The sequence below is a fragment of the Streptomyces sp. NPDC021020 genome, assembly GCF_044333285.1.
In the GTDB taxonomy this organism is placed as follows: Bacteria; Actinomycetota; Actinomycetes; order Streptomycetales; family Streptomycetaceae; genus Actinacidiphila.
The window spans coordinates 493,870-518,576 of the sequence record NZ_JBIRQQ010000004.1 but is presented as its reverse complement, the minus strand read 5'-3'; the positions used below and the strand labels follow the sequence as shown (position 1 = coordinate 518,576).

Here is a 24,707-nt window from a genome sequence, read left to right as displayed (position 1 = left end):
AACATGCAGAATTCACGTCTTCGAGTGCGATGTATAACGTCACCAATAACAGCCGTCAGCTATGCGTTCGAATAGCGACGGCCAATGTGAGTTCCGCCTCCGAGCGAACCCAGACCGGGATTCGCACGCCACGGTAGGACGCCTCCAGGGAATTTCCGGAAACGCTGAGTCCCACGCGCCAGAACAAGAGGTGTTCCCTGGTCTCCGGGCCGTACAGCACCTTGAAGGCCGCTTCCTTGGCGGCGAACAGTTCACGCGGTGTGAAATCCCCCGCGGGCGGGAGCAGCGCGGCGCGCTCCGCCGTCCGCAGCACGAACCGGGCGACCCGCGGGCCGATGACGGCGTCCTCGATGTCGACCCCGGCCCCGGCCGCACCCGGTGCCACCAGCGCGACGGCCAGCCGCCCGGTGTGCGAGATGGAGCCCGGGAAACCCGCCGGGAACCGCGGCCGGCCGTCCGTGTCGCGCGGCACGGCCGTCACCGCGGCGCCGGCCGCGGCCAGCGCCGCCGACGCCGCGCGGCGGCCGGCCGCCGACTCCTGCGCGGGGCCGTACGGCGGGCGCACCGGGCTCCAGGCGATCCGCACCCGCGCCGCCGCCCCGGGGGGAAGCGGCAGGCCGACGGGCTCCACGCACCCTCAGGACCCGACGGCCAGCACGTGGCCCGCGAGCGAGTCGATCGACCGCAGCACCTCGGGCCGGACGTCGTCGTCCCACTCGAAGCCGAAGTCGTCCTCCATTGCCACCAGCAGGCTGACCAGGGCGTTCGACGACACCCCCGCCTGGCGGAGCGACGCCGAGTCGGGGACGGCGCTCAGGAACTGCGCGTCGGTGAAGAGCCCGACGAGCAGTTTCCTGATGCGCTGCCGCACCTCCTCCGCCTGGTCAGGCATGCGCTTCCACGTCCTTGATGAACGTGTCCACCATGGCCTGGAAGGTCTCGGCGTCGTCCACGTAGGGCACGTGGCCGCAGCGCGGCATGATCTCGGCGCGGCCGTTCGGGAACTGGGCGGCGAGCTCCTTCGCGGCCGTCGGGCCGATCAGGAAGTCGTCGTCGCCGACGACGACCAGGGCCGGCACCTGGATACCGGCCAGCATCTCCGGCTTGTGCTCGTCCTTCATGGCCTGGGAGAGGCCGTTGACCAGGTCCTCCACGGTGGACAGCGCCGAGAAGGCCTCCCGGAAGGCCAGGTAGCCCGGGGAGCCGAGGAACTCGTTCATCTCGGCGCTGAAGACCTCGGGGTACATGTGCTCGTAGAGCCCGGCGACACCGCGGGTCTCCAGGGTGTGCAGCCACGCCCGCTGCACCTGCCGCTGCCGCCGCATGCCCTTGGGCCCGAAGACGGGGCCGGTCAGCACGATGCCCCGGATGCGGTCGGGGTGCTTGATCGCCATCTCGCGGGCCAGCACGGTGGAGGTGGAGACCCCGATGAGGTAGGTGGACTCGACCTCCAGCGCGTCGAGCAGGCCGACCAGGTCCTCCATGTGCTCTTCCCAGGTGGGCTCGGCGCCCCCGTGCGAGGAGGCCCCGTGGTTGGCCAGGTCGTAGCTCAGCAGGCGGTAGTCCTTCTCCAGCTCCTCGCTGAAAACCCGCCAGGACGGGCTGGTCAGGAAGAACGGGTTGACCATCGTGATCGGAATTCCCTCGCCGCGGGACTCGTAGTAGAGCTCGACCCCTTCGCGCGTGGATATCCGCGGGGTGTCCTCACGGTAGGTGAGGTCCATACGGGACAGGTTCTCGTATCCTGGCATCGGTTTATCCTTTCCCTGCTTCGAGGGCCTCGGCGCCCGGGAAGATACGGGCGAATCCGGCGACGATGTCGGCCGCCGGGAGTTCGCCGGAAATGGCGCCGCAGGAAAGTCCGCAGTACATCGCCATCTCCTCGATACGACCGCTCGTGGCGGTCGTGGGCACCGCGGCACTGAACCGCGGCACGACATAGGGCTTGCCCTCGACCACGGTGCGGCCGATGAATTTCTTCGGCTGGTCGGGATCGCGGGTGACATCGGTCGCCAGGACCCGGTGGCGGCGGCCCGGCCAGCCGATCTCGTACACGTCGGAGATGACGGTGTCGGCCTTGCCCGAGGCGATGACCGCGCTCTTGAAGACCGGGTGGGCCATCGACTCGCGGGCCACCACGAAGGCGGTGCCCAGCAGTACGCCGTCGGCGCCCGAGGCCGCCGCACGGGCGGCCTCGTCGGCCGAGCCGATACCGCCGGCCGACACCAGGCAGGCGTCGGGCAGCAGCGCCCGCAGCTCGCCGACCAGGTCGTCGCGCAGCGCGGTGCCGAGCAGGTGGCCGCCCGCCTCGGTGCCCTGCACGACGACGATCGCGCCGTGCCCGGCCGCGCGCACACCGTCCTCGACGGTGCCGACCTGGACGACGAGGGCGCGCCCGGCGGCGGTGACGCGCTCGAACACGGCGTCGTCGGGCATCCCGAACAGCGACACGTAGACGCTCCGCGGCGTCTCCTCCAGCACCTGGGCGAGCTGCAGGTCGAGGTCCTCGGGCCCGACGACCTCCGGGATGAGGTTCACGCCGACAGGGCGGTCGGTGCCCGCCACCAGCCGCTTGAGCGCGGCCGACAGCGCCTCGCCGGCCAGCTTGTAGCCGCCCAGGCAGCCCGCCCCGCCCGCCTCCGACACCGCGCAGGCGAGCTCCGGGCCCGCGACGCCGCCCATCCCGGACTGGAGCAGGCCCACCCGGATCCCGAGCGCCTCTGCCAACGTCGCGCGCATCAGTCCAGCGCCTCCACCGCGGCCAGCGCGGCGGCGGTGTCGCCGAAGGCCCGCGTCAGGGTGTGCACCCAGCGCTCCAGGCCGAAGGCCAGGCAGCTGGTGTGCGCGGTGTCCTCGCCGGCCGAGATGGTGCAGCGCTCGCCGAAGAAGTTCCGGTGGTAGTTGACCGAGCCGATCGACAGGCCATTGACGATGAACTCCTCCTTGACGGGGAAGAGCCGCTGCATCTTGGCCTTGCTGCCGTTCTTGTCGAAGAACGGGTCGGTGGCGACCTCCACGCTGACGTCCAGACCGAGCTTCGCGCACAGCGCCAGCACGGTCTCCTTGGCGCGCACCAGGTGCTCCTTGGCGCCGTCCTCGGGGCCGATGAAGACGATCTCGCGCATGGAGAAGCCCAGCAGCCGCTGGAGGCCCGCGTAGTGGTCCTCGTTGCGGAAGCAGGTGGCGACCGTGGTGCGCATGAGCCCGTCGGCCGGCAGCGTGCTGCCGGCCAGGTCGACGTAGATCGCGTAGCAGGCCGCGGACGGCAGCGCGAAGGCCGTCGGCTCCATGACCTCGGGCGGGACGCGGTCGACCGGGCGCTCGGCGTCGGCGAGGTGCTTGGCCAGCCGCTGCGGGTCCAGCCGGGTGGCGGCCAGGCCCAGGTGCGGGAAGTTGTCGAAGTAGTCGAACCTGTCCAGGTGCTCGGTCCCGATCAGGAACGGGAAGCGGAACTCCGGGGCCTGCCAGCCCTCGGCGAAGCGCTGGAAGACCCCGTCGATCGCGCGCAGCAGACGCAGCTGGCCGCCGTCGAGGACGCCGAGGCCGTTGTCGGTTGCTGTGGTCATCACGCCGCCTTCTGCTTGAAGAATCGCGCTTCTATCGCGTCGAGGGTCCGGAAGTCGTCGAGGTCGATGTCCTCGGGGTCGATCGCGTCGCCGGTCAGCTCCTCCAGCAGGAAGATGAACTCGACGAAGGCGAGCGAGTTGATGGCCCGGCTGTCGATCAGGTCGAAGTCGCCGGCCAGGTGGTCGAGCTTGGGATTGCGCCCCAGGATGAACTCCTGGACGGCCGCCATGGGTTCGCTCATGACTGGGCAGGCTCCCCGACGGTCGCGCCGGCCTTCACCAGGAAGCGCCGGGTGCGCTTGAGGATCTGCTCGTGCGCCTCCTTGCGGGCCGGGTGCTCCAGCGCGCGCCGCCGCAGCTTCAGCGCGTCCGGGATACCCGCGTCGCGGTAGGCGGCGGGGTTGTAGAGGGTGGCGATGCTGTACTGGAGGTAGCTCTCCAGGTACTCCGCGATCACCGGGACCTCTTCGGGGTCGCGCTTCTTGACCTGCTCCAGCAGGTTGGTGAAGATCATCCGGCCGAACGCGACATGCCGGCTCTCGTCCTGGTGGTGCACCCGGTTGATCTCCCGGGCGATGAACGGCAGCGACTCGTCGGTCGCCATGTGCGCGTTGTAGTAGTCGACGATCTCCTCGAAGATCAGCACGCGCGCGAAGACGATGAGCTCGCGGGCCAGCGGGGAGAGGTGCTCGACCGAGTCGGCCTGCAGGTTCGGCTGCGCGGGGTAGAGCTTGCCGCCGTAGCGCAGGCAGAACTGGGCGAAGAACCACATGTGCTCGTTCTCTTCGCCGATGAAGTGGTGCATGAACTCCGAGACGCCCGCGTAGGTGCGCTCGTGGATGCGCATGACGACTTCGCTCATCAGCTCACGGATGCCGTGGATGTTGAGGCTGAAGAAGTTGATCGTCTCGTAGCGGGTCAGCGCGACCTGCTGCTCGCGGGTCAGCTCGTCCCACATCTCGGTGCCGGCCAGCGTGGTCAGGCTCTCGCTCATCCACGGTTTGTCCGGCTCGATGGTCTCCGGCCAGTCGAAGTACGTGTACGGGTTGTAGTAGCCGGACGAGGCCAGTTGCTCCAGGCGGTCCAGGTCCAGTTCGACCGGCTCGATGTCGCGTACAGCCATGGTTCAGTCGTCTCCTCAACGCACCGATCGGATATCCGCGCGCACGTGGACCGGCGTCTTCGAGCCGCACTCGTGGTAGCCCAGGGCGGCGTTGCCGGACGCGGTGGACGGAATGACTTTGTTGTAGATGGAGCCAAGGCACAGCTCCTGGAAGTCGCCGGTGCTCGCGGACAGCCGCGCGGCCAGCTGCGACTTGGCGATGTCGATGGTCTTGAGCGTCCCGTCGTCGTCCTCGACCTCGACGCACGCGTGCGGCAGGTCCAGGGCGCCGCCGAGCACCCCGCAGAACCAGCCGCGCTTGGCCTCGGCGCGGTAGCCGGCGTCCCGGAAGCGCTCGGTGAGCAGCAGGCTCGCGGCGATGCAGCTGGTCGCGCCCAGCTCGTGCACCAGCCCGTAGTCGGACTGCATCGGCACCGGGATCATCTGCCAGCGGTAGCCGGCCGCGAGGTACTCCTGCGTCAGCTCGCGCAGCACCGGGGAGATCACCGGGGTACGCGCGCCGGTCGTGGTGACGGTCGCGGTGTACGCCGCCGAGCCCTCGCCCGGGTCCGGCTCCGTCACCTCGGCGAGCCGGCCGCCGAACCGGTCGATGTCCGGCGCCTCCAGGCGCCACGGCGCCTCGCCCGCGCAGTCCGGGCACTCCAGCGTGACCTGGAAATCCCAGGTCTTCGGCCGCAGCAGGTCGTCGACCGGCCGGCCGGCGAACCGGAAGAGCATCCGGAAGGCCAGTTCGGGCTGGGTCTTCGAGGTGTTCGAGTACATCCCGAGGTTGTAGAGGTCGCTGGTGTCGAAGTGCCGGACGCCGTCGCGCTCCTCGCACGGCAGGCCCGCGGCGACGAGCCGGTCGATCTCCGCCGGCCCGCAGCGCAGCATCTCCTGCGCCACCGATTCCGGCTGGTCCCGCACCGAGTATTCGGCGGGAATGAACTCGATCGAGTCCGCGACCCTTTCCCAGGGCGTATCCACTGCTACTGACTGGCCCGACACGGTACGTCTCCCCCGCAGAATCGGCGCGGCACGGTTGTGACCTGGCGTCCCAGATTAACCGTAATAAAAGCGTGGCGGTATATGAGAAACGCACTATCGAAGGTGCATATGGCACGCCGGACGGAGACTCAGCAGGCCACCGGCCTGCACTAGCCCACTCCGGATGCCCCATCAACCCCTATCGCACCCCTGGCCGACCCTGTAAGACTTATGCGTAGGGGTAGGGGTGGGGTATGAGGAGAGAGCATCGCACAGTAGGGTCGACCGGGACTCACTGAATCCTAAATCATTTGCTTTCGGCAGCAGCGAATTTCTTGAGAATCGGGAGCCGGCGGGCCAATGGCTGATGAAGAAAAGCTGCGTCAGTACCTCAAGAAGGCAACCGGCGACCTGCGGGTCGCGGCCCGCAAGCTGCAGGAGGCCGAGCTCAAGGACGCGGAGCCGATCGCGATCGTCGGCATGGGCTGCCGTTTCCCGCCGGGGCTGCGCTCGCCGGAAGGGCTGTGGGAATTCGTCGCGGACGAGGGGGACGGCATCTCGCCCTTCCCCGGCGACCGCGGATGGGGGCTGGGCGCAGGCCCGTCCGGAGGCCCGGACGGGGGTCCGTCCGGGGGCTCAACCGGAGGCGCGTCCGGAGACCCGTCCGGCGCCGGGCCGGGGCGCCGGGGCGGCTTCCTCGGCGGCCCGGCCGGGGCCGACCGCTTCGACGCGGGCTTCTTCGGGATCACCCCGCACGAGGCGCTGGTGACGGACCCCCAGCAGCGCCTGCTGCTGGAGACCGCGTGGGACGCCGTCGACCACGCAGGGATGGACCCCGCGGGCCTGCGCGGCACGCGCACGGGCGTCTACGCCGGGGTCTCCTACTGCCACTACGGCGCCGGCCCGCAGACGGAGCTCCCCGAGGGCGCCGCGGACCAGCAGATCATCGGCGGCGCCCCGAGCACCACGTCCGGCCGCGTCGCCTACGCCCTCGGGCTGCACGGACCGGCCCTCAGCATCGACACCGCCTGCTCGTCCTCGCTGGTCGCGATCCACCTGGCCTGCCAGGCGCTGCGCCGCGGCGACTGCGAACTCGCGCTGGCCGGCGGGGTCACCGTCATGGCGACGCCGAACGTCATCCTGGAGTTCGGCCGCCGCGGCGCGCTCGCCGCGGACGGCCGCTGCAAGCCCTTCGCCGCGGGCGCCGACGGCATGGGCTTCGGCGAGGGCGCCGGGCTGCTCGTCCTGGAGCGGCTGTCGGCGGCGCGGGCCGCCGGCCACAGCGTCCTCGCGGTGATCCGCGGCTCCGCCGTCAACCAGGACGGCGCCACCAACGGCCTGACCTCGCCCAGCCGTTCCGCCCAGGAGGCGGTCATCCGGCAGGCCCTCGACAGCGCCGGACTCGCCCCCGACCAGATCGACGCGGTGGAGGGCCACGGTACGGGCACGGCGCTGGGCGACGCGATCGAGGCGGAGGCCGTCATCGCGACGTACGGCGAGAACCGCCCGCAGGGGCGGCCGCTGCGGCTGGGCTCGGTGAAATCCAACATCGGCCACACGCAGACCGCCTCCGGCGTGGCGAGCGTCATCAAGATCGTCATGTCCATGCGCGCGGGCGTCCACGCCCGCACCCTCAACATCGACGCCCCCTCGACCTACGTCGACTGGTCCGCCGGCTCCGTCACCCTCACCACCGAGTCCTCCCCCTGGCCCGCGACCACCCGCCCGCGCCGCGCGGGCGTGTCATCCTTCGGCATCAGCGGCACGAACGCCCACCTGATCGTGGAGCAGCCGAGCGCGGCGGGGGCCGCGGGGGTGACGGCGCCGGGCGCGGCGGGCACCGCGAGCGGTACGGCTGCCGCAGGCGCTGCGAGCGGCGCCGCTGCCGCGGGCGGTACGGGCGGTACGGCGGGCGTTATCGCGCCGGGCGCGGCGGGCACCGCGAGCGGTACGGCTGCCGCAGGCACTGCGAGCGGCGCCGCTGCCGCAGGCGGCGCGGGCGGTACGGGCGGTACGGGCGGTACGGCTGCCGCCTTCGGTACGGCGGGCGTTACCAGGCCTGGTGCGGCGGGCACCGCGAGCAGTACGGCTGCCGCAGGCACTGCGAGCGGCGCCGCTGCCGCGCGCGGTACGGGCGGTACGGCGGGCGCCTTCGGTACGGCGGGCGCCGCAAGCAGTACGGCTACCGCAGGCACTGCGAGCGGTGCGGCTGCCGCGGGCAGCGCGGACGGGGCGGCGGGCGCCGTCGGTGCGGGTGCCGCAGGGCGTGCGGCGGCTGGCGAGGTGGGTGACGCGGGAGCCGCGAACGGCGCGGGCGGCGCGCGCAGCCAAAACGGTGCGGGTGCTGCAGGGCGTACGGACGACGGTGGCGCGGAGGCCGCGAACGGCGCGGGCGGTGTCGAGGACGTCTGCGTGCCCTGGGTGTTGTCGGCCAAGGACGCGGGGGCGTTGCGGGACATGGCCGGGGAGCTGGCCGGGTTTGTCGGGGGGCGGTCCGCGGGTGGGGACGTGGGGGTCGGGCGGGTGCTGGCGCGGACGCGGGCGGGGTTCGCGCACCGGGCCGTCGTCATCGGCGACGGCGCCGAGCGCCGGGCCGCGCTCGGGGCGCTGGCCCGCGGGGCGGAGGCGGCCGGGCTCGTCACCGGGACGGCCGCGGGCACGGGCGGCGCGGCGACCGCGCTCGTCCTCACCGGCGATGTGCCGGGGGCCGCACGCTCGGCCCGCGAACTCGGCGAGCGCTTCCCCGTCTTCGCCGCCGCGCACGCGGACGCGCTCGCGCAGGTGGAGCGGCACCTCGGCGCGCCGCCCGCCGCCTACCGGCAGGCTGCCGTGTTCGCCTTCCAGACGGCGCTCGTCGCACTCGTCCGCTCCTTCGGCGTGGAGCCGGAGGTCGTCGCGGGCGCGGGCGTCGGCGAGATCGCCGCGGCCTGCGCCGCCGGGGTCCTGTCCCCCGCCGACGCGGCAGCGCTCGCCGCCGCCGCGGCCCGGGCCGACGCCGACGGGGACGCGCTGCGCGGGGACGGCGACCTCTCGCCGACCGACGCGGCCGCGCTCGCCGCCGCCGCGGCACGCGCCGACGAGGACGCGGGCGCGCTGCGGACCGCGGCGGAGGGCGTCGCCTACGGCACGCCCGACCGCACGCTCGTCCTCGCGGCGGGCGGCGCGCCGGGCGACCCCGAACGCTGGGCCACCGGCGCCTTCCTGGGCGCGGGCGGCGACCTCGCGGCCCGCGCGCGGGAGCAGGGCGCGGCGGTCTGCCTGGAGCTGGACCCCGGCGCCGTCACCACCGCGGGCGAGCTGCTGGCCCGCCTCGCGGCGGCGTACACCGCCGGGGCGGCGGTGCGCTGGGAGGCGGCCTTCGACGGCGCCGCCGCATCCGGCGAGCAGGTCCGCCTGCCCGGCTACCCCTTCCGGCGCAGCCGCTACTGGCTCGCCTCGCCCGCCCTGGGCGGCCACGGCCCGGTCGAGCCCGAAGCCGAGCCCCTGCACCCGCTGCTGGGCGCCGAGGTCGACCTCGCCGACCCCGCGGAGCGGCGCTTCGCCCGTACCCTGACGGCCCGTGAGCCCTGGTACGCCGGGGAGCAGTACCGGCTGCGCGGCACCCCCGCCCTGCCGCCCGCCGCCGTCGCCGATTGGGCTCTGGCCGCCGCCCGCCACGGCGCCGGTGACGGCGTCGACCCCGCGGACGTCCGCACGATCGAGGACCTCGTCTTCGGCCCCCCGGCCCTGCTCACGGACGCCCGCCCGCTGCGCCTCCAGACGGCGGCGGAGACACACGGCGCGACCCGCCGCGTCCGCGGCTTCACCGCGGAGCGGCCGACCGGGGCGAACTCCGGCGGCGCCGGCCCTGCCCCCGGCCCGGCAGCCCCGGGCACCGCGGCCCCCGGCGACGTGCGATCCGACGCCGCCTCGCCCTCCGCGGGCTTCACCGGCACCCCGAACACCCCCGCCCCCCGACGCCCGCGCTGGACGCACCGGTTCACCGCCTGCGCCGCCGAGAAGAATCCGCCCGCCCCCTCCCGGGTCGACCCCGAAGGGCTGCGGGGGCGGATGGCGGCGCGGGATGCGGAGGAGCTGTTCGGGTGGCTGGACGGCGCCGGGATCGCGTGCGGGCCGGCGTACCGGGAGGCCGTACGGGGGTGGTGGCGGGCGGACGACGAGGCGTTGGCGCTCGTGGAGACCGGCGCGGGGGACGGGTACGTCCTGCATCCCGTCGTGTTCGAGGTCGGCCTGCTGACGGCGGCGGCGCTCGTCCCGGCCCCCGAGGGCGGACCGCTGCTGCCGGCGGGGCTGGCCCGGCTGACCTGCCACCGCGAACTGCCCGGCCGGGTGTGGTGCCACGCGCGCCGCGCCGCGGACGGCACGGTCGGCGTCGAGCTGTACGACGACGCGGGCGAGCCCCTGGTCAGCGCCGCCGGGCTGGTGTTGGCTCCCGCCGAGCTGCCCGAAAAGCCCGCGCAGGACGGCGACGAGCCGTGGGACACCGAAGGGCTCGTGCGGCTCGCCGTCGAGGACCCGCAGGGCGCCCGGCAGGCCCTCACCGACGCCCTGTTCGCCCGGGTCGGCGCGATGGTCGGCACCTTCGCCGACGACCCGGCGAGCGTACGCACCCGCTTCCCCGCCTCCCGGCTGGGCGACCTCGGCCTGGACTCGCTGCGCGCGATGCGGCTGCGCGAGCAGTTCCGCAGCGGCCTGCACGTGGACGTACCGCCCCAGAAGCTGCTCGGCGAGACCACCGTGGCGGACGTCGTGGACCTGGTCTGCCGCTCCCTCGCGGCGCGCAGCCTCGTGGTGACCGCCGACGAGGTGCCGGCGTCGGGCGAGCCGCTCGAAGAACTCATCCTCTAATCCGCCAGAAGGGCAGCCACCATGACCACGGACCTCTTCGCCGAGCTGTACCGCCGCGGGGTCAGACTGCGGCTGGCCGACGGCCGGCTGCATGTGACGGCCCCGCCCGGTGCGCTGACGGCCGAGCTGCGCGAGGAGATGAAGCTGCGGCGGGACGAGCTGGTCGAGAGCGTCGCGCGCTCCGCCGCGGCGGCGGACGGCGCGGAGGCGCTGGTGCCCCGGCCCGCGGAGCGGCACGAGCCCTTCCCGCTGACCGACATCCAGCAGGCCTACTGGGTGGGCCGGACGCCCGCGGTGGAGCTGGGCGGCAACTCGACGCACTGCTACCTGGAGTTCGACGCCGCCGATCTCGACGTGCCCAGGCTCGGGCGCAGTCTGGACCGGCTCGTGCAGCGGCACGACATGCTCCGCGCGGTCATCTCCCCGGACGGGCGGCAGCGGGTGCTGCCGGAGGTGCCGGCGTACGAGGTGCGGGCGCTGGACCTGTCGGGGCTGGACGAGGCCGCGCAGGAGGCGGGGATCGAGGAGATCCGCCAGGAGCTGGCGCACCAGGTGCTGCCCGCCGACCGGTGGCCGCTGTTCGAGGTGCGGGCCACGAAGCTGGACGAGCGCCGCTGGCGGCTGCATCTGAGCCTGGACATGCTGATCATGGACGGCTTCAGCTTCGGGATCTTCCAGCGCGACTGGTTCCGCTTCTACAGCTGTCCGGACGAGCCGCCCGCACCACTGGAGGTGACCTTCCGCGACTGCGTCCTCGCCGAGCAGCGGGCGCAGACCGAACGGCGCTTCGAGGACGACCGCGCCTACTGGCTGGACCGGCTCGACACCCTGGCGCCCGCGCCGGAGCTGCCGCTCGCGGTCCAGCCCGGGCAGCTGAGCCGCCCGCGCTTCGCCCGGCAGCACGCGCGGCTGCCGCGCGAGCGGTGGGCCGCGGTGAAGGAGACGGCCCGCGCCCGCGGCCTGACCCCGTCCGCGGTGCTCATGACCGCGTACGCCGATGTGCTGCGCCGCTGGTCGAAGCGGCCCGAACTGACCATGAACCTCACGCTGTTCAACCGCCCGCCGCTGCACCCGCAGGTGGGCGAGGTGATCGGCGACTTCACCTCGCTGGTGCTGCTGGAGACCCGGCCCGACGCCGGGGACTCCTTCGCCGGGCGGGCCAAGCGGCTGCACCTCCAGCTCATGGAGGACCTGGGCCACGCGACCTTCTCCGGTGTGCGGGTGCTGCGCGAGCGGGCCCGGCGGCTGGGCGGGCGGCCCGGGGCGGCGATGCCGGTGGTCTTCACCAGCATGGTGGGCTTCGACTCCGGGTCCGGTCCGAGCGAGACGGCCCAGGTGTTCGGCGACGTCGTGTACGGCGTGAGCCAGACGCCCCAGGTGTGGCTGGACTACCAGGTGCTGGAGGACCGCGGGGAGCTGCTGGTCAACTGGGACTACGTCGAGGGCCTCTTCCCCGACGGCATGCTGGAGGAGATGTTCGAGGCGCACCGGGCGGGCCTGGAGCGGCTGGCGGGCGGCGAGGCGGCGTGGGACGAGCGGGAGATCGTCGTCCTGCCGCGGGAGCAGGCCGAGGAGCGCCGCCGGGCCAACGACACGCAGGTCGCCATCCCGGACCGTACGCTGTGCGGCCTGGTCGAGGAGCAGGCCGCGCGGACCCCCGACGCGGTCGCGGTGATCGCGGCGGACGGCGCGCACGCGTACGCCGCACTCGTCGCGGACTCCCACCGGCTGGCGCACGTCCTCCAGGCGGCGGGTGCCGCCCGGGACACGCTGGTCGGCGTCATCGCCGAGAAGGGCTACGAGCAGGTGGCGGCGGCCCTGGGCGTCACCCGGTCGGGGGCGGCGTACCTGCCGGTCGAGCCGCGCTGGCCGGCCGCCCGGCGGGCGAAGCTGCTCGAACAGGGCGGGGTGCGGGTCGTGGTGACGACCGAGCGGCTGCGCGCGGAGCTGGAGTGGCCCGCGGGCGTCCGGCTGGTGACGCTCGCCGACGACGAGGTGCGGTCCGCGCCCGCGACGCCCCCGGCCGCCGGCCCCGACCCGGCGGACCTGGCGTACGTCATCTTCACCTCCGGCTCGACGGGCACCCCCAAGGGCGTCATGATCGACCACCGGGCGGCCGCCAACACCATCCAGGACCTGACGGAGCGCTACGCGGTCACGGCCGCCGACCGCGCGCTGGCGCTGTCCGCGCTGAGCTTCGACCTGTCGGTCTACGACATCTTCGGCATGCTCGCGGCGGGCGGCGCGGTGGTGATGCCGGAGCCGGACCGGGCGCAGGAGCCGCAGCACTGGTCGGAGCTGACGGAGCGGCACGCGGTGACGGTCTGGAACAGCGTCCCGGCCCTGATGCAGGTGTGGATCGACGCGCACGACAGCGCCGCTCCCCCGCCCGCGCACGCCCTGCGGCTGGTCATGATGAGCGGCGACTGGATCCCGGTCGCCCTCCCGGACCGTATCCGCGCCTACTACCCGGACGCGGTGCTGATGAGCCAGGGCGGCGCCACGGAGGCGTCGATCTGGTCGATCCACCACCCGATCGGCGAGGTGCCCGCGCACTGGTCGCGCATCCCGTACGGCAAGGCGCTCGGCAACCAGACGATGCACGTCTACGACCAGTGGCTGGAGCCCAGCCCGGTGTGGGCGACGGGCGAGATCCACATCGGCGGCAGCGGCGTGGCCCGCGGCTACTGGGGCGATCCGGAGCGGACGGCGGAGCGCTTCTTCACCCACCCGCGCACCGGCGAGCGGCTCTACCGCACCGGTGACCTGGGCCGCTTCCTGCCCGGCGGGGACATCGACTTCCTGGGCCGCGAGGACTCGCAGATCAAGCTCAACGGCTACCGCATCGAGCTGGGCGAGATAGCCGCGCCGCTGCGCCGCCACCCCGGGGTGCGGGACGCGCTGGTCGCGGTGGACACCAACCCCCGCACCGGCAGCCGGCAGCTCGTGGCGTATCTGGTGCCGGACGGCGGCGAGGTCGTACCGGGGCGTACGCACCCGGACGCAGGCCTGCTGCGGGCGCAACTGGCGGAGCTGCTGCCCGACTACATGGTGCCGCGGCACTACCTCGTCATCCCGCGGGTGCCGCTGAGCGCGAACGGCAAGGTGGACGCCTCGGCGCTGCCCGCCCCGCGCGAGCAGCAGCCCGCGGGCACCCACTCGGCGCCGCAGGACGACGTGGAGCGTGCGCTGCTGGGCTTCTGGCAGGAGGTCCTGGAGCGCGACGACTTCGGGACGGACGAGAACTTCTTCGAGCTCGGCGGCGACTCGCTGCACGCGATCGGCATCCTGGAGCGGGTCGCGCGGGAGTTCGGCACCACCGTGAGCCAGGACGAAGGGCTGCGCACCCTCTTCGACAACCCGACGGTCGCCCGCCTCGCGTCGGTGCTGCGCCCCGCGACCGACTGAGCCCCCGCACGCCGGAGCCGGGCCGCCCCCACGGACGGCCCGGCTCCGGCGTGCGTACGGTCAGCTCTCTCCCTGTTCGGTCGATCTTCCTGCTCACTCGCTCCGCGGACGGCCTCGTACCTCGGCCGGCCACTGCGCGAGCTCGGGCGTCAGCTCTCCTTGTTGTACAGGTGCAGGCAGATCGGCGCGCACACCGCGGTGATGACGGCGCTCGCGACGAGTGTCCAGACGACCGCGCCGGTGGTGCCGGAGCCGCCGTTCATCAGGTCGCGGGCGGCGGTGGCGACATGGCTGAGCGGGTTGACCTTGACGAAGGCCTGGAGCCAGCCGGGCATGGTGCTGGGCTTGACGAAGACGTTGCTGGCGAAGGACAGCGGCATCAGCACGGCGTTGGCGATGCTGATGACGACGGCCGGGTCGCGCAACGCGAGGGCGAGCGCGGCCCACACCAGGGACAGCGCGAGGCCGAAGACGATGACCAGGGCGACCGCGCCGAGGACGCCGAGGAAGCCGTTGTCGGGGCGGTAGCCCATCGCGACGCCCAGCACGATGACGATGACGGACGCGAAGACGTACCGCGCCCCGTCGCTGAGCAGGCCGCCGAGCACGAACGCGCCGCGCCAGATGGGCAGTCCGCGGAAGCGGTCGAAGGCGCCGCTGCGGACGTCCTGGGCGAGCCGGCCGCCGCCGTACATCGTGACGATGGCGATGCTCATGCTGAGCACGCCGGGCAGCAGGACCTTGAGGTATTCGGACGTGGAGCCGCTGATCGCACCGCCGAAGAGGTAGGTGAAGAGCACCGTGAACAGGATCGGGATGGCGGTGGAGTCCACGAGCTGCTTGGGGTCGTGCTTGAGCTTGAGCATGGCGCGGCTGCCGAAGGCGGCGGAGGCCGCGACGGGGCCGGCCCGGTGGCGGGTGCGGCCGGCGGCGAGCAGGGCGTCGACGGGGTCGGCCGCCGCTGCGGCGGGGCGCGTGGGGGCGGTGGAGCTGCTCATGCGGTCTGGTCCTCGTGGTCGGGGGTGGCCGGGGCGGTCCGGTGCCCGGTGAGGGCGAGGAACGCCTCGTCGAGGCTGGGCTGGCCGAGCGAGAGGTCGGCGACGCCCACGCCCGCGTCGGCGAGCCGGTTCATGGTGCGGCCGAGCAGGCGGCTCACGTCCTTGTCGCCCTTGCCGCCCTGCCCGGTGGCGAGCAGCACGGACAGCGCGAACGGGTCGGCGCCCAGCTCCACCGTGCCGTCGAGGGATTCGCCGAGGATCTGCCGGGCCCGGTCGCGCTGCTCCTCGTCGAGCAGCCGCAGGTGCAGGGTGCCGGAGCCGACGCGGGATTTGAGCTGGGAGCTGGTGCCCTCGGCGACGATCCGGCCGTTGTCGATGACGGCGATCTGCTCGGCGAGCTGGTCGGCCTCGTCCAGGTACTGCGTGGTGAGCAGCACGGTGGTGCCGGCCGCCGCGACCCGGCGGACCAGCTCCCAGACCTGGTTGCGGCTGCGCGGGTCGAGCCCGGTCGTCGGCTCGTCCAGGAACAGCAGGTCGGGGGTGACGATGAGGCTGGCCGCGATGTCCAGCCGGCGGCGCATACCGCCGGAGTAGCCGCTCACCGGGCGGCCGGCCGCGTCGGTCAGGTCGAAGGCGGCGAGCAGCGCGTCGGCCCGGTCCCGGCAGGCGGGGCGGGGCAGGCCCTGGAGGCGGCCCAGGAAGATCAGGTTCTCGTACCCCGTCAGGTCCTCGTCGAGCGAGGCGTACTGGCCGGTGAGGGAGACCTTGGCGCGGATCGCGTCGGCCTCGGTCAGCACGTCGTGGCCGAGCACCTTGGCGGTGCCGCCGGTCGGTTTGATCAGCGTGGCAAGGATCCGGATGGTGGTGGTCTTGCCCGCACCGTTCGGGCCCAGGAACCCGAACACCTGGCCGCGCGGGATCGTCAGGTCGATCCCGTCCAGCGCCCGCTTCTCCCCGTAGGCCTTGGCCATGCCGCGTGCCTCGACCGCCGGTTGATCCTCGCCCACGCTATTCTTTGACATGCCGTAAGAGTTGACTATCTCTCACAGCTTGTCAAGGTTATGGCGGAACGCATACCGTCAGGGAATGGTCGACTCGCAGGAAACCGCCCCGCCGCCGCGCCGCCGCCGCGCCGACGCGCAGCGCAGCATCGACGCCATCCTCAACGCGAGCCGGGTCGTGCTCGGCCAGCGCCCGGACGCGAGCATGGACGACATCGCCTCCGCGGCGGGCGTCACGCGGCAGACCGTCTACGCGCACTTCCCCTCACGGGACGCGCTGGTCACCGCCCTCCTGGAGGCGGCGGCGGCCGAATACCTCGCCGCGCTCGACGCCGCCGGGCTCGACAGCACCCCGCCCGCGGAGGCGCTGGCGCAGTTCCTGGACGCCGGCTGGCGCTTCCTGCGCCGCCACCCGATGCTGCTCAACCCCACCGCGCCGCGCACCCCGGAGCCCAACCACAACGCGCTGTCCGACGTGGTGCCGCCGCGGCTCGAACGGCTCGTCACCCGCGGCATGGAGACCGGCGCCTTCGACGTGTCGCTGCCCGCGTCCTGGCTCGCGGCCGCGATCGTCGGCCTCCAGCACGCCGCCGCCGCCGAGGTCGCCGCCGACCGCCTGCTCCCGCACGACGCGGAGGCGCTGTGCCTGGAGAGCGCGCTGCGGCTGTGCGGGAGCAAGTAGGCCGCCCGGCGGAGGGGCGTCCTCCGCCGGGGACCCGCTCCCGCGTCAGTCCCGCAGCTCCGGGAGGTCGCCGTCCGTGAGGCCGCCGTCGAGCAGGGCGAACAGCTCTTCGTCGGTGGCCGTGTCCAGGGCCAGTTCCGTATCCTCCCCCGCCGCGCCCGGCGCGGCCGCGGTGTCGTCCCAGCGGCTCAGCAGCGCCCGCAGCCGCCGGGTGATCGCGCCGCGCTGCTCCTCGTCCGGCGCGGACCGCAGCAGGGACCGCTCCAGGCTCTCGATCTCGTCGAGTACGGGCTCGGGCCCCGGCCCGGCCTGCGCGCCCTCTGCCGGGGTGAGCCGCGTCCGCAGGTGGCGGGCCAGCTCGGCCGGGGTCGGATGGTCGAAGACCAGCGTCGCCGGGAAGGTGCAACCCGTCGCCGCGGCCAGCCGGTTGCGCAGGTCGACCGCGGTGAGCGAGTCGAACCCGGCGTCCCGGAAGGCGCTGTCGGGGTCCATCGCCTCCGCGTCGCCGCCGCCCAGCGCGACGACCGCGTGCGCGCGGACGAGCTGGAGCAGGAAGGCGTGCCGCTCGGCCTCGTTCAGCGGCGCGAGCTGCCGCGCGATGTCCGTGCCGGGGTCGGCCGCCGCGGCCTTCGGCTGCACCGGCGTGCTGACCAGGCCGCGCCACAGCGCCGGAAGGGCGCCCTCGCGGGCGAGGTCCCGCAGCCTGCCGGTACGGATGCCGGTCGCGAGCAGCAGCGGCTCCGCCGAGCCGCGGGCGGCGTCGAACAGGCCCAGCGCCTGCGGGGTGGGCAGGGCCGTGTAGTAGCCGGACATCTTGGCCCGGCTGGCGGCGGTGAGGGTGGCCGTCAGGGCGCTGGTCTGCGCCCACAGGCCCCACGCGACCGACGTCGCGGGCAGGCCGAGCGAGCGCCGGTGCTGGGCGAGCGCGTCCAGGACGGTGTTCGCGGCCGCGTAGTTGCCCTGCGCGGGGGCGCCGGTGAGGCCCGCGCCGGAGGAGAAGAGGACGAAGTCGGCGAGGTCCGCGCCCGCGGTCAGCTCGTGCAGATGCAGCGCCGCGTCGGCCTTGGGCCGCAGGACGGTGCCGATCCGCTCCGGGGTGAGCGAGCCGAGGATCCCGTCGTCCAGGACGCCCGCGGTGTGCACCACCGAGGTCAGCGGGTGCGCGGGCGGTACGGCGGCGAGCGCCCGCGCCAGGTCCGCGCGGTCGCCGACGTCGCAGGCCACGATGTCGGCGGCGGCGCCGAGTCCGGCGAGGGCCGTACGCAACTCGTCGGCGCCGTGCGCGGCGGGCCCGCTGCGGCTGAGCAGCAGGAAGTGCCGGGCGCCGCGGGCGGCGAGGTGGCGGGCGACGAGGCCACCGAGGGTGCCCGTGCCGCCGGTGACCAGCACCGTGCCGTCCGGGTCGGGCTGCCGCGGCACCGTCAGCACGTTCTTGCCGACGTGCCGGGCCTGGCTCATGTGGCGGAAGGCCCCGACCGCCTGCCGCACGTCCCATGTCGTCAGCGGGGGCAGGTGCAGCGCGCCCGCCCGGAAGAGGTCCATGACCTCGGCGAGCATCGCGCCGATACGGTCCACTCCCGCGTCGTCCAGCACGAACGCCCGGTAGCCGACGCCGGGGTGGGCGGCGGCGACCTCGGCGGCGTCCCGGACGTCGGTCCTGCCCATCTCGACGAAGCGCCCGCCGGGCCGCAGCAGCCGCAGCGAGGCGTCGACGAATTCGCCGGCCAGCGAGTCCAGGACGACGTCGATGCCGCGCTCCCCCGCCTCGGCGGCGAAGCGCTCCTCGAAGTCGAGGGTGCGGCTGGAGGCGAGGTGCGCGTCGTCCAGCCCCGCGGCCCGCAGCACCGGCCACTTGGCCGGGCTCGCCGTCGCGAACACCCGCGCGCCGCGGTGCCGGGCGAGCTGCACGGCGGCCATGCCGACGCCGCCCGCCGCCGCGTGCACCAGCACCGATTCGCCGGCTTGCAGCCCGGCCAGGTCGGACAGCGCGTAGTGCGCGGTCACGAAGGCCACCGGTACGGAGGCGGCCTGCTCGAAGGACCAGTCCGCCGGGATCGGCGCGAGCAGCCGCTCGTCGGTCACCGCGACCGGCCCGAACGCGTGCGTGAGCAGCCCGAGGACGCGGTCGCCGGGCCGCAGGCCCGTCACGGCGGAGCCGACGGCGGTCACGGTGCCCGCGCCCTCGCCGCCGAGGTCGGCCTCGTCCGGGAGGAGCCCGAGCGCCACGACGACGTCGTGGAAGTTGAGCCCCGCGGCCCGTACCGCCACGCGCACCTCGCGCGGGCCCAACTCGGCGCCCGGCGGCGGGCATTCGGCGAGGGTCAGCCCCTCCAGGGTGCGGGTGCCGGTGCACTCCAGCCGCCACGCGGCCGCCCCGGCGGGCGGCACCAGGCCCTCCCCCGACGCGGCCCGCGCCAGCCGCGGCGCCAGCAAGGCGCCCGCCCGGACGGCGAGTTGCGGCTCCCCGGACGCGACGGCCGCCGCCCACAGCTCGCCGGACGCGGCCTGCTCGGTGTCGTCGTCGACCAGGACGAAGCTCTGCGGATGCTCACTCTGCGCCGACCGCACGAGCCCCCACACGGCGGCGGCCCCGAGATCCGCGACCCCGCCCCCCGCCTCCGCGCCGACGGCCCCCCGCGTCCTGACCACCAGCCGCGCCCCTCCGAGGACGTCGTCGGCGGCCATGCCCTGGAGCACCCCGAGCGCGGCGGCGCTGACCTCGCGCATGCGGTCGGCGATGCGCGCACCGGCGTCCGGGGCCACGTCGGCGCCCGCCGTAAGGCCGGGCGCGCCGGGCGTAGCGGACCATCCATCGCCCGGAAGCCCACCGCTCCTTGCGGGGAGGCCAGACGCACCGGCCGCCCCGACGCCGGGCGCGACGGGCGTCGCCGCCTCCCCGGAGCCGGGGACCGCGTCGCCGACGCCGGGCAGGGATCCGGGCGCACCGGTCGCGGCAAGCTCCCCAGCGCCCGAAGCGGCCTCGGCCCCTGCCGGGAAGCGGGACCCTGCTGCCGTACCAACCTCCCCCGCGCCCGGGACCGCGTCGCCGACGCCGGACGGGAATCCGGCCGCACCGGCCGCGGTGGCCCGCCCGGCGCCCGAAGCGGCCTCGGCCCCTACCGGGAAGCGGGACCCTGCTGCCGTACCAACCTCCCCCGCGCCCGGGACCGCGTCGCCGACGCCGGACGGGAATCCGGCCGCACCAGCCGCGGTGGCCCGCCCGGCGACCGGAGCGGCCTCGGCCCCTGCCGGGAAGCGGGACCCTGTTGCCGCAGCAACCTCCCCCGTACCCGGGACCGCGTCCCCGACGCCGGGCGGGGATCCGGGCGCGCGGGCCGCGGCAAGCTCCCCGGCGCCCGGAAGCCCGGACGTCGGGAGGTCCGGGACGCACCACACCACCGTCGCCGGGGCGGGGCCGCCCTCGGCCAGCGCCGTGCGGAGGGCGGCGAGGTCGGGGTAGGTCTCGGCCTCCTGGCCGGCGGACGTGAGGCGGCGGGTGAGGGTGGCGGCCTCGGTGTCCGGGCCGAGGACGGCCCAGCGCTGCCGGGCGGGCGGGGCGGCGGGCGCGGGGACGGGGGTCCAGTCGACGCGGAAGAGCGCGTCGCGCAGCGACCCGGTGTCGGACGCGCGCAACTGCTCGGCGGTCACGGCCCGTACGACCAGCTCGCCCACCGAGACGACGGGGCGGCCGTCGAGGTCGGCCGCGGACAGCGCGATGCGCTCCGGGCCCAGGCGGCGGACGCGGACGCGCAGGTCGGTCAGGCCCGGGGCGGCGAGGGCGACCTCGCCGAAGAGGAAGGGGAGCCACAGCCGCGCGGGCCCGCCCTCCTCGGCCATGAGGATGCCCGCCGCCTGCATCGCGGCGTCCAGCAGCGCGGGGTGGACGCCGTAGCGCCCCGCCTCGCCGCGCTGGGCGGCGCCGAGCCCGACCTCGGCGAAGACCTCGTCACCGCGCCGCCAGGCCCGCCGGATGCCGCGGAAGGCCTCCCCGTACGCGTAGCCGCGCGCCGCGTAGTCCTCGTACAGCCCCTCCGTGGGCAGCGGTTCGGCCCCCGCGGGCGGCCAGACGGCGAGGCCCGCGGCGTCCGCGGCGAGCGGCGGGCCGCTCAGCTCGCCCGCGGCGTGCGACGTCCACGCGCCGTCGAGGGAGGCGTCCTCGGGCCGCGAGTAGACGGCCACCCGGCGGCTGCCCGCGTCGTCCGCGGCCGCGGCGACGACCTGGACCTGCACCGCACCCTCCGGCGGGATCGCCATCGGGGCCTCGAGCGTCAGCTCGGTGACGCCGGAGCAGCCGGTCTCGGCGGCGGCACGCAGGGCGAGTTCGACGAAGGCCGTGCCGGGCAGCAGCACCTGGTCCTCGACGGCGTGGTCGGCGAGCCAGCCGTGGGTCTGCGGCGACAGCCGCCCGGAGAGCACGACGGCGCCGTTGTCGGCGGCGTCAATCGCGGCGCCGAGCATCGGGTGCTCGCCCGCGCGCAGCCCGGCCTTGCCGAGCGCGTCGCCCGAGGGCTGCTCCTGGTCCTGCCAGTAGCGCTGCCGCTGGAAGGCGTACGGCGGCAGGGTGACGCGGGCGGCGGCGCCGCGGTCGTGGCCGAGCAGCCGCTCCCACGCGACGGGCACGCCGCCGGTGTGGGCCTGCGCGACCGAGCCGAGGAAGTCGTCCGGGCCGCCGCGGTCGCGGTGCAGGGTGCCGAGGACGAGCGCGGCGGCGTCCGCGGCCGCGATCGTCTCCTCCAGGCCCATCGTCAGCACGGGGTGCGGGCTGGCCTCGACGAACAGCTCGTACCCGCGCTCGGTCAGGGTGCGGGTGACCTCGTCGAAGCGCACCGGCTGGCGCAGGTTGCGGTACCAGTAGTCCGCGTCGAGCCCGGTGGTGTCGAGCTGGCCGCCGGTCACCGCGGAGTAGAAGGGGATGCGCGAGGGGACGGGGGTGACGCCCGCGAGCTGCGTCAGAAGCTCGTCGCGGATGCGCTCGACGTGCGGGGAGTGCGAGGCGTAGTCGACGGGCAGCCGCCGTACGCGGACGTCGGAATCCTGGTAGGTGTCGACGAGTTCGGCGATCGCGTCGGTGTCGCCGGAGACGACGACGGAGCCCGGCCCGTTGACGACGCCGATGGCGAGGCGGCCCGCCCAGCGGGTCAGCGCGGCCTCGGCGTCGGCGCGGCCGAGGCCGAGCGAGGCCATCGCGCCCTGCCCGGACAGCGCCACGATGGCGCGGCTGCGCAGGGCGACGATCCGGGCCGCGTCCTCCAGCGACAGCGCGCCCGCGACGCAGGCGGCCGCGATCTCGCCCTGCGAGTGGCCGACGACGGCCGCGGGCGCGATCCCGGCGTGCTCCCACAGCGCGGCCAGCGACACCATGACGGCGAACAGGACCGGCTGGACGACGTCCACCCGCTCCAGGTCCGGGGCGCCGGGCGCGCCGCGCAGCACGTCGCGCACCGACCAGCCGGTGAAGGGCGCGAGCGCCGCCTCGCACGCGGCGAGCCGGTCGCGGAAGACCGGTTCGGCGTCGAGCAGCCCGAGCGCCATGCCCGCCCACTGCGAACCCTGCCCGGGAAAGACGAGCACCGCCTCGGCGGAACGGCTCCGCGCCACACCCTGCACCACCCCGGCCGCGGGCCGCCCCTCGGCGAGCGCGCCCACCCCGGCGAGTAGCGCCGCCCGGTCCGGGCCCAGCACCACGGCCCGGTGCGTGAGGGCGGCCCGCCGCACCAGCGCGGCACCTACGTCCCGCACGTCCGCCTCCGGTTGCCCGGCGACGTGGGCGGCGAGCTGGGCGGCCTGCCCGCGCAGCCCGCGCTCCCCGCGCCCGGACAGCAGCCACGCGACGACGCCCGGTTCGGCGCCCGCGCTGCCGCCGGGCTCCTCGGCGCCAGCGGCCCGGGAACGGCCCCCGCCCGTAACGGCCGCGGCTCCTCCCGCCGTCGTGGGGGCGGCAGGTGGACGGGCAACCTCGGCACCACCAGGGGCGGCGGCCCCGGAACGGGCAGAACCGGAACCGGCGTCGGCGAGACGGGCGGAATCCGCACCCGCCGACGGAGCGGCCTCACCACCAGCACCGGCGGCAGCCCCGGAACGGGCAGAACCGGCGGCACCGGCACCGGCAAGGCCGACGGACCCGGCACCGGGAAGGGCAGCGGGTCCGGCACCGGGAGGACCGGCGGGTCCGGCGCCGGGAGAGGCGGCGGATCCGGGCCGGGCGGAATCCGCACCCGCCGACCGAGCGGCCTCACCACCAGCACCGGCGGCAGCCCCGGAACGGGCAGAACCGGCGGCACCGGCATCGGCAAGGCCGACGGACCCGGCGCCGGGAAGGGCAGCGGGTCCGGCACCGGCAAGACCGGCGGTACCGGCACCGGCAAGACCGGCGGTACCGGCACCGGGAGGACCGGCGGGTCCAGCACCGGCAAGACCGGCGGGTCCAGCACCGGGAGAAGCGGCGGATCCAGGCCGGGCGGAATCCGCACCCGCCGACCGAGCGGCCTCACCACCAGCACCGGCGGCAGCCCCGGAACGGGCAAGGCCGGCGGATCCGGCACCGGGAAGGGCAGCGGGTCCGGCACCGGGAGGACCGGCGGGTCCGGCACCGGCAAGGCCGGCGGGTCCGGCGCCGGCAGGACCGGCGGCACCGGGTCCGACGCCGGGAGGGACACCGGCCCCCGCCGCGGCCGCGGCACCCGCGTCCGCCGGGCGGCCCGCGCCGGCGTCCCCTCCCCCTCCCGCGGCAGCGGGAGTCGGCTCCGGGGCCTCTTCGAGGACGAGGTGGGCGTTCGTGCCGCTCACGCCGAAGGACGAGACGCCCGCGCGGCGCGGGTGCCCGGCGTCGGGCCACGGCTGCGCCGCGACGGCCAGTTCGACGGCGCCCGCCTGCCAGTCGACGTGGCGGCTGGGCTCGTCGACGTGCAGGGTCGCGGGCACCGTGCCGTGGCGCATCGCGAGGACCATCTTCATCACGCCCGCCGCGCCCGCGGTCGCCTGCGTATGGCCGATGTTGGACTTCACCGAGCCCAGCAGCAGCGGCCTGCCGTCCGGCCGGTCCTGGCCGTACGTCGCGAGCAGCGCCTGCGCCTCGATCGGGTCGCCCAGCGTGGTGCCGGTGCCGTGCGCCTCGACGACATCGACGTCCCGCAGGGAGAGCCCCGCGGCGGCGACCGCCTGCCGGATGACCCGCTCCTGGGAGGGGCCGTTGGGCGCGGTCAGGCCGCTGGAGGCGCCGTCCTGGTTGACGGCCGAGCCGCGGATGACCGCGAGCACCTCGTGGCCCAGGCGCCGGGCCCGCGACAGGGGTTCGAGCAGCAGCAGGCCCAGGCCCTCGGCGAAGCCGAAGCCGTCCGCGGCCTCGGCGAAGGCCTTGCACCGCCCGTCCGCGGACAGCGCGCGCTGCCGGCTGAACTCGACGATGACGCGCGGGCTGGACATGACGGTCACACCGCCGGCCACGGCCGTCGTGCATTCGCCCGCGCGCAGCGCCTGGCAGGCCAGGTGCAGCGTGACCAGCGACGACGAGCACGCCGTGTCGACCGTCACCGCCGGGCCCTCCAGCCCGAAGACGTAGCTCACCCGGCCGGACAGGATGCTCGGCGTGGTGCCGGCGACGGCGTAGCCCTCCATGCCGTGCGGGTAGTCCGAGGGCCCGGCGCCGACGAAGACGCCGGTACGGCTGCCGCGCAGGGTCTGCGGATCGATCCCGGCGGCCTCGAACAGCTCCCAGGTGCCCTCCAGCAGCAGCCGCTGCCGCGGGTCCATGGCAAGGGCCTCGCGCGGCGAGATCCCGAAGAACTCCGCGTCGAATCCCGCCACTTCGGACAGGAAGCCGCCCTCGCGGACGTACGACGTGCCCAGGTGGTCCGGGTCCGGGTCGTACAGCCCGCCGAGATCCCAGCCGCGGTCGGCGGGGAAGCCGGTCACGGCGTCGCGGCCGTCGTCCAGCAGCCGCCACAGCTCGTCGGGCGAGGTGACGCCGCCGGGCAGCCGGCAGGACATGGCGACGATGGCGATCGGCTCGTGGCGTGCCGCCTCCAGCTCGTCGTTGCGCGCCCGCAGCCGCCGGGTCTCCTTGACCGATGCGCGCAGCGCCTTGGTGATCTCTTCGATGGACGCACTCATCGGGAC

At 74.8% G+C, this 24,707-nt stretch carries 14 protein-coding genes; 3 read left to right on the top strand and 11 right to left on the bottom strand.

The features are described from left to right. Window positions 1-55: 55 nt before the first annotated feature. From ACH4SL_RS14090 to ACH4SL_RS14055, 8 genes are read right to left on the bottom strand one after another with little or no spacing between them, the layout of a single operon-like run. Entirely contained in the window at window positions 56-631 is a 576-nt protein-coding gene (locus tag ACH4SL_RS14090; protein ID WP_398444898.1) for a 4'-phosphopantetheinyl transferase superfamily protein, read from the bottom strand. A gap of 6 nt (window positions 632-637) precedes the next feature. After that, complete coding sequence (locus ACH4SL_RS14085) at window positions 638-892, bottom strand: hypothetical protein (protein ID WP_398444896.1); 255 nt, start codon at window positions 890-892, stop codon at window positions 638-640. Further along, window positions 885-1,751: an alpha/beta fold hydrolase gene (locus tag ACH4SL_RS14080; protein ID WP_398444893.1), complete on the bottom strand. Its 867-nt coding sequence runs from the start codon at window positions 1,749-1,751 to the stop codon at window positions 885-887. The genes ACH4SL_RS14085 and ACH4SL_RS14080 overlap by 8 nt, the downstream gene beginning before the upstream one ends. A 4-nt stretch (window positions 1,752-1,755) precedes the next feature. Then, a complete protein-coding gene (locus tag ACH4SL_RS14075; protein ID WP_398444891.1) occupies window positions 1,756-2,739 on the bottom strand; it encodes an NAD(P)H-dependent flavin oxidoreductase in 984 nt (327 codons plus the stop codon). Then, on the bottom strand, window positions 2,739-3,566 hold the full coding sequence (locus ACH4SL_RS14070) for a hypothetical protein (RefSeq protein WP_398444889.1): 828 nt from the start codon (window positions 3,564-3,566) through the stop codon (window positions 2,739-2,741). Before ACH4SL_RS14070 ends, ACH4SL_RS14075 begins: the two co-directional genes overlap by 1 nt. Then, window positions 3,566-3,808, bottom strand: a complete 243-nt coding sequence (locus ACH4SL_RS14065) for an acyl carrier protein (RefSeq protein WP_398444887.1) — start codon at window positions 3,806-3,808, stop codon at window positions 3,566-3,568. The genes ACH4SL_RS14070 and ACH4SL_RS14065 overlap by 1 nt, the downstream gene beginning before the upstream one ends. Further along, window positions 3,805-4,689 (bottom strand): diiron oxygenase, encoded by an 885-nt coding sequence (locus tag ACH4SL_RS14060; RefSeq protein ID WP_398444884.1) that lies wholly within the window; start codon window positions 4,687-4,689, stop codon window positions 3,805-3,807. The genes ACH4SL_RS14065 and ACH4SL_RS14060 overlap by 4 nt, the downstream gene beginning before the upstream one ends. 15 nt (window positions 4,690-4,704) lie before the next feature. Further along, window positions 4,705-5,655, bottom strand: coding sequence for a hypothetical protein (locus ACH4SL_RS14055; protein WP_398444882.1), 951 nt, complete (start codon window positions 5,653-5,655; stop codon window positions 4,705-4,707). Between the two features lie 360 nt (window positions 5,656-6,015). On the opposite strand from ACH4SL_RS14055, the gene ACH4SL_RS14050 reads away from it, so the two are divergent. Both ACH4SL_RS14050 and ACH4SL_RS14045 read left to right on the top strand, forming a co-directional pair. Beyond that, entirely contained in the window at window positions 6,016-10,503 is a 4,488-nt protein-coding gene (locus tag ACH4SL_RS14050; RefSeq protein ID WP_398444880.1) for a beta-ketoacyl synthase N-terminal-like domain-containing protein, read from the top strand. 21 nt (window positions 10,504-10,524) lie between these two features. Continuing rightward, window positions 10,525-13,911, top strand: a complete 3,387-nt coding sequence (locus ACH4SL_RS14045) for an amino acid adenylation domain-containing protein (RefSeq protein WP_398444878.1) — start codon at window positions 10,525-10,527, stop codon at window positions 13,909-13,911. Window positions 13,912-14,060: 149 nt separating this feature from the next. On the opposite strand, the gene ACH4SL_RS14040 is transcribed toward ACH4SL_RS14045, so the two are convergent. Both ACH4SL_RS14040 and ACH4SL_RS14035 read right to left on the bottom strand, forming a co-directional pair. Continuing rightward, a complete protein-coding gene (locus ACH4SL_RS14040) occupies window positions 14,061-14,909 on the bottom strand; it encodes an ABC transporter permease (protein ID WP_398444876.1) in 849 nt (282 codons plus the stop codon). Continuing rightward, window positions 14,906-15,931: an ATP-binding cassette domain-containing protein gene (locus tag ACH4SL_RS14035; RefSeq protein WP_398444874.1), complete on the bottom strand. Its 1,026-nt coding sequence runs from the start codon at window positions 15,929-15,931 to the stop codon at window positions 14,906-14,908. Before ACH4SL_RS14035 ends, ACH4SL_RS14040 begins: the two co-directional genes overlap by 4 nt. A 64-nt stretch (window positions 15,932-15,995) precedes the next feature. Here ACH4SL_RS14035 and ACH4SL_RS14030 point away from each other — a divergent pair, with 64 nt between their 5' ends. Further along, window positions 15,996-16,592: a TetR/AcrR family transcriptional regulator gene (locus tag ACH4SL_RS14030; RefSeq protein WP_398444871.1), complete on the top strand. Its 597-nt coding sequence runs from the start codon at window positions 15,996-15,998 to the stop codon at window positions 16,590-16,592. Window positions 16,593-16,637: 45 nt separating this feature from the next. On the opposite strand, the gene ACH4SL_RS14025 is transcribed toward ACH4SL_RS14030, so the two are convergent. Then, a complete protein-coding gene (locus ACH4SL_RS14025) occupies window positions 16,638-24,701 on the bottom strand; it encodes an SDR family NAD(P)-dependent oxidoreductase (protein WP_398444869.1) in 8,064 nt (2,687 codons plus the stop codon). Between the last annotated feature and the right edge of the window lie 6 nt (window positions 24,702-24,707).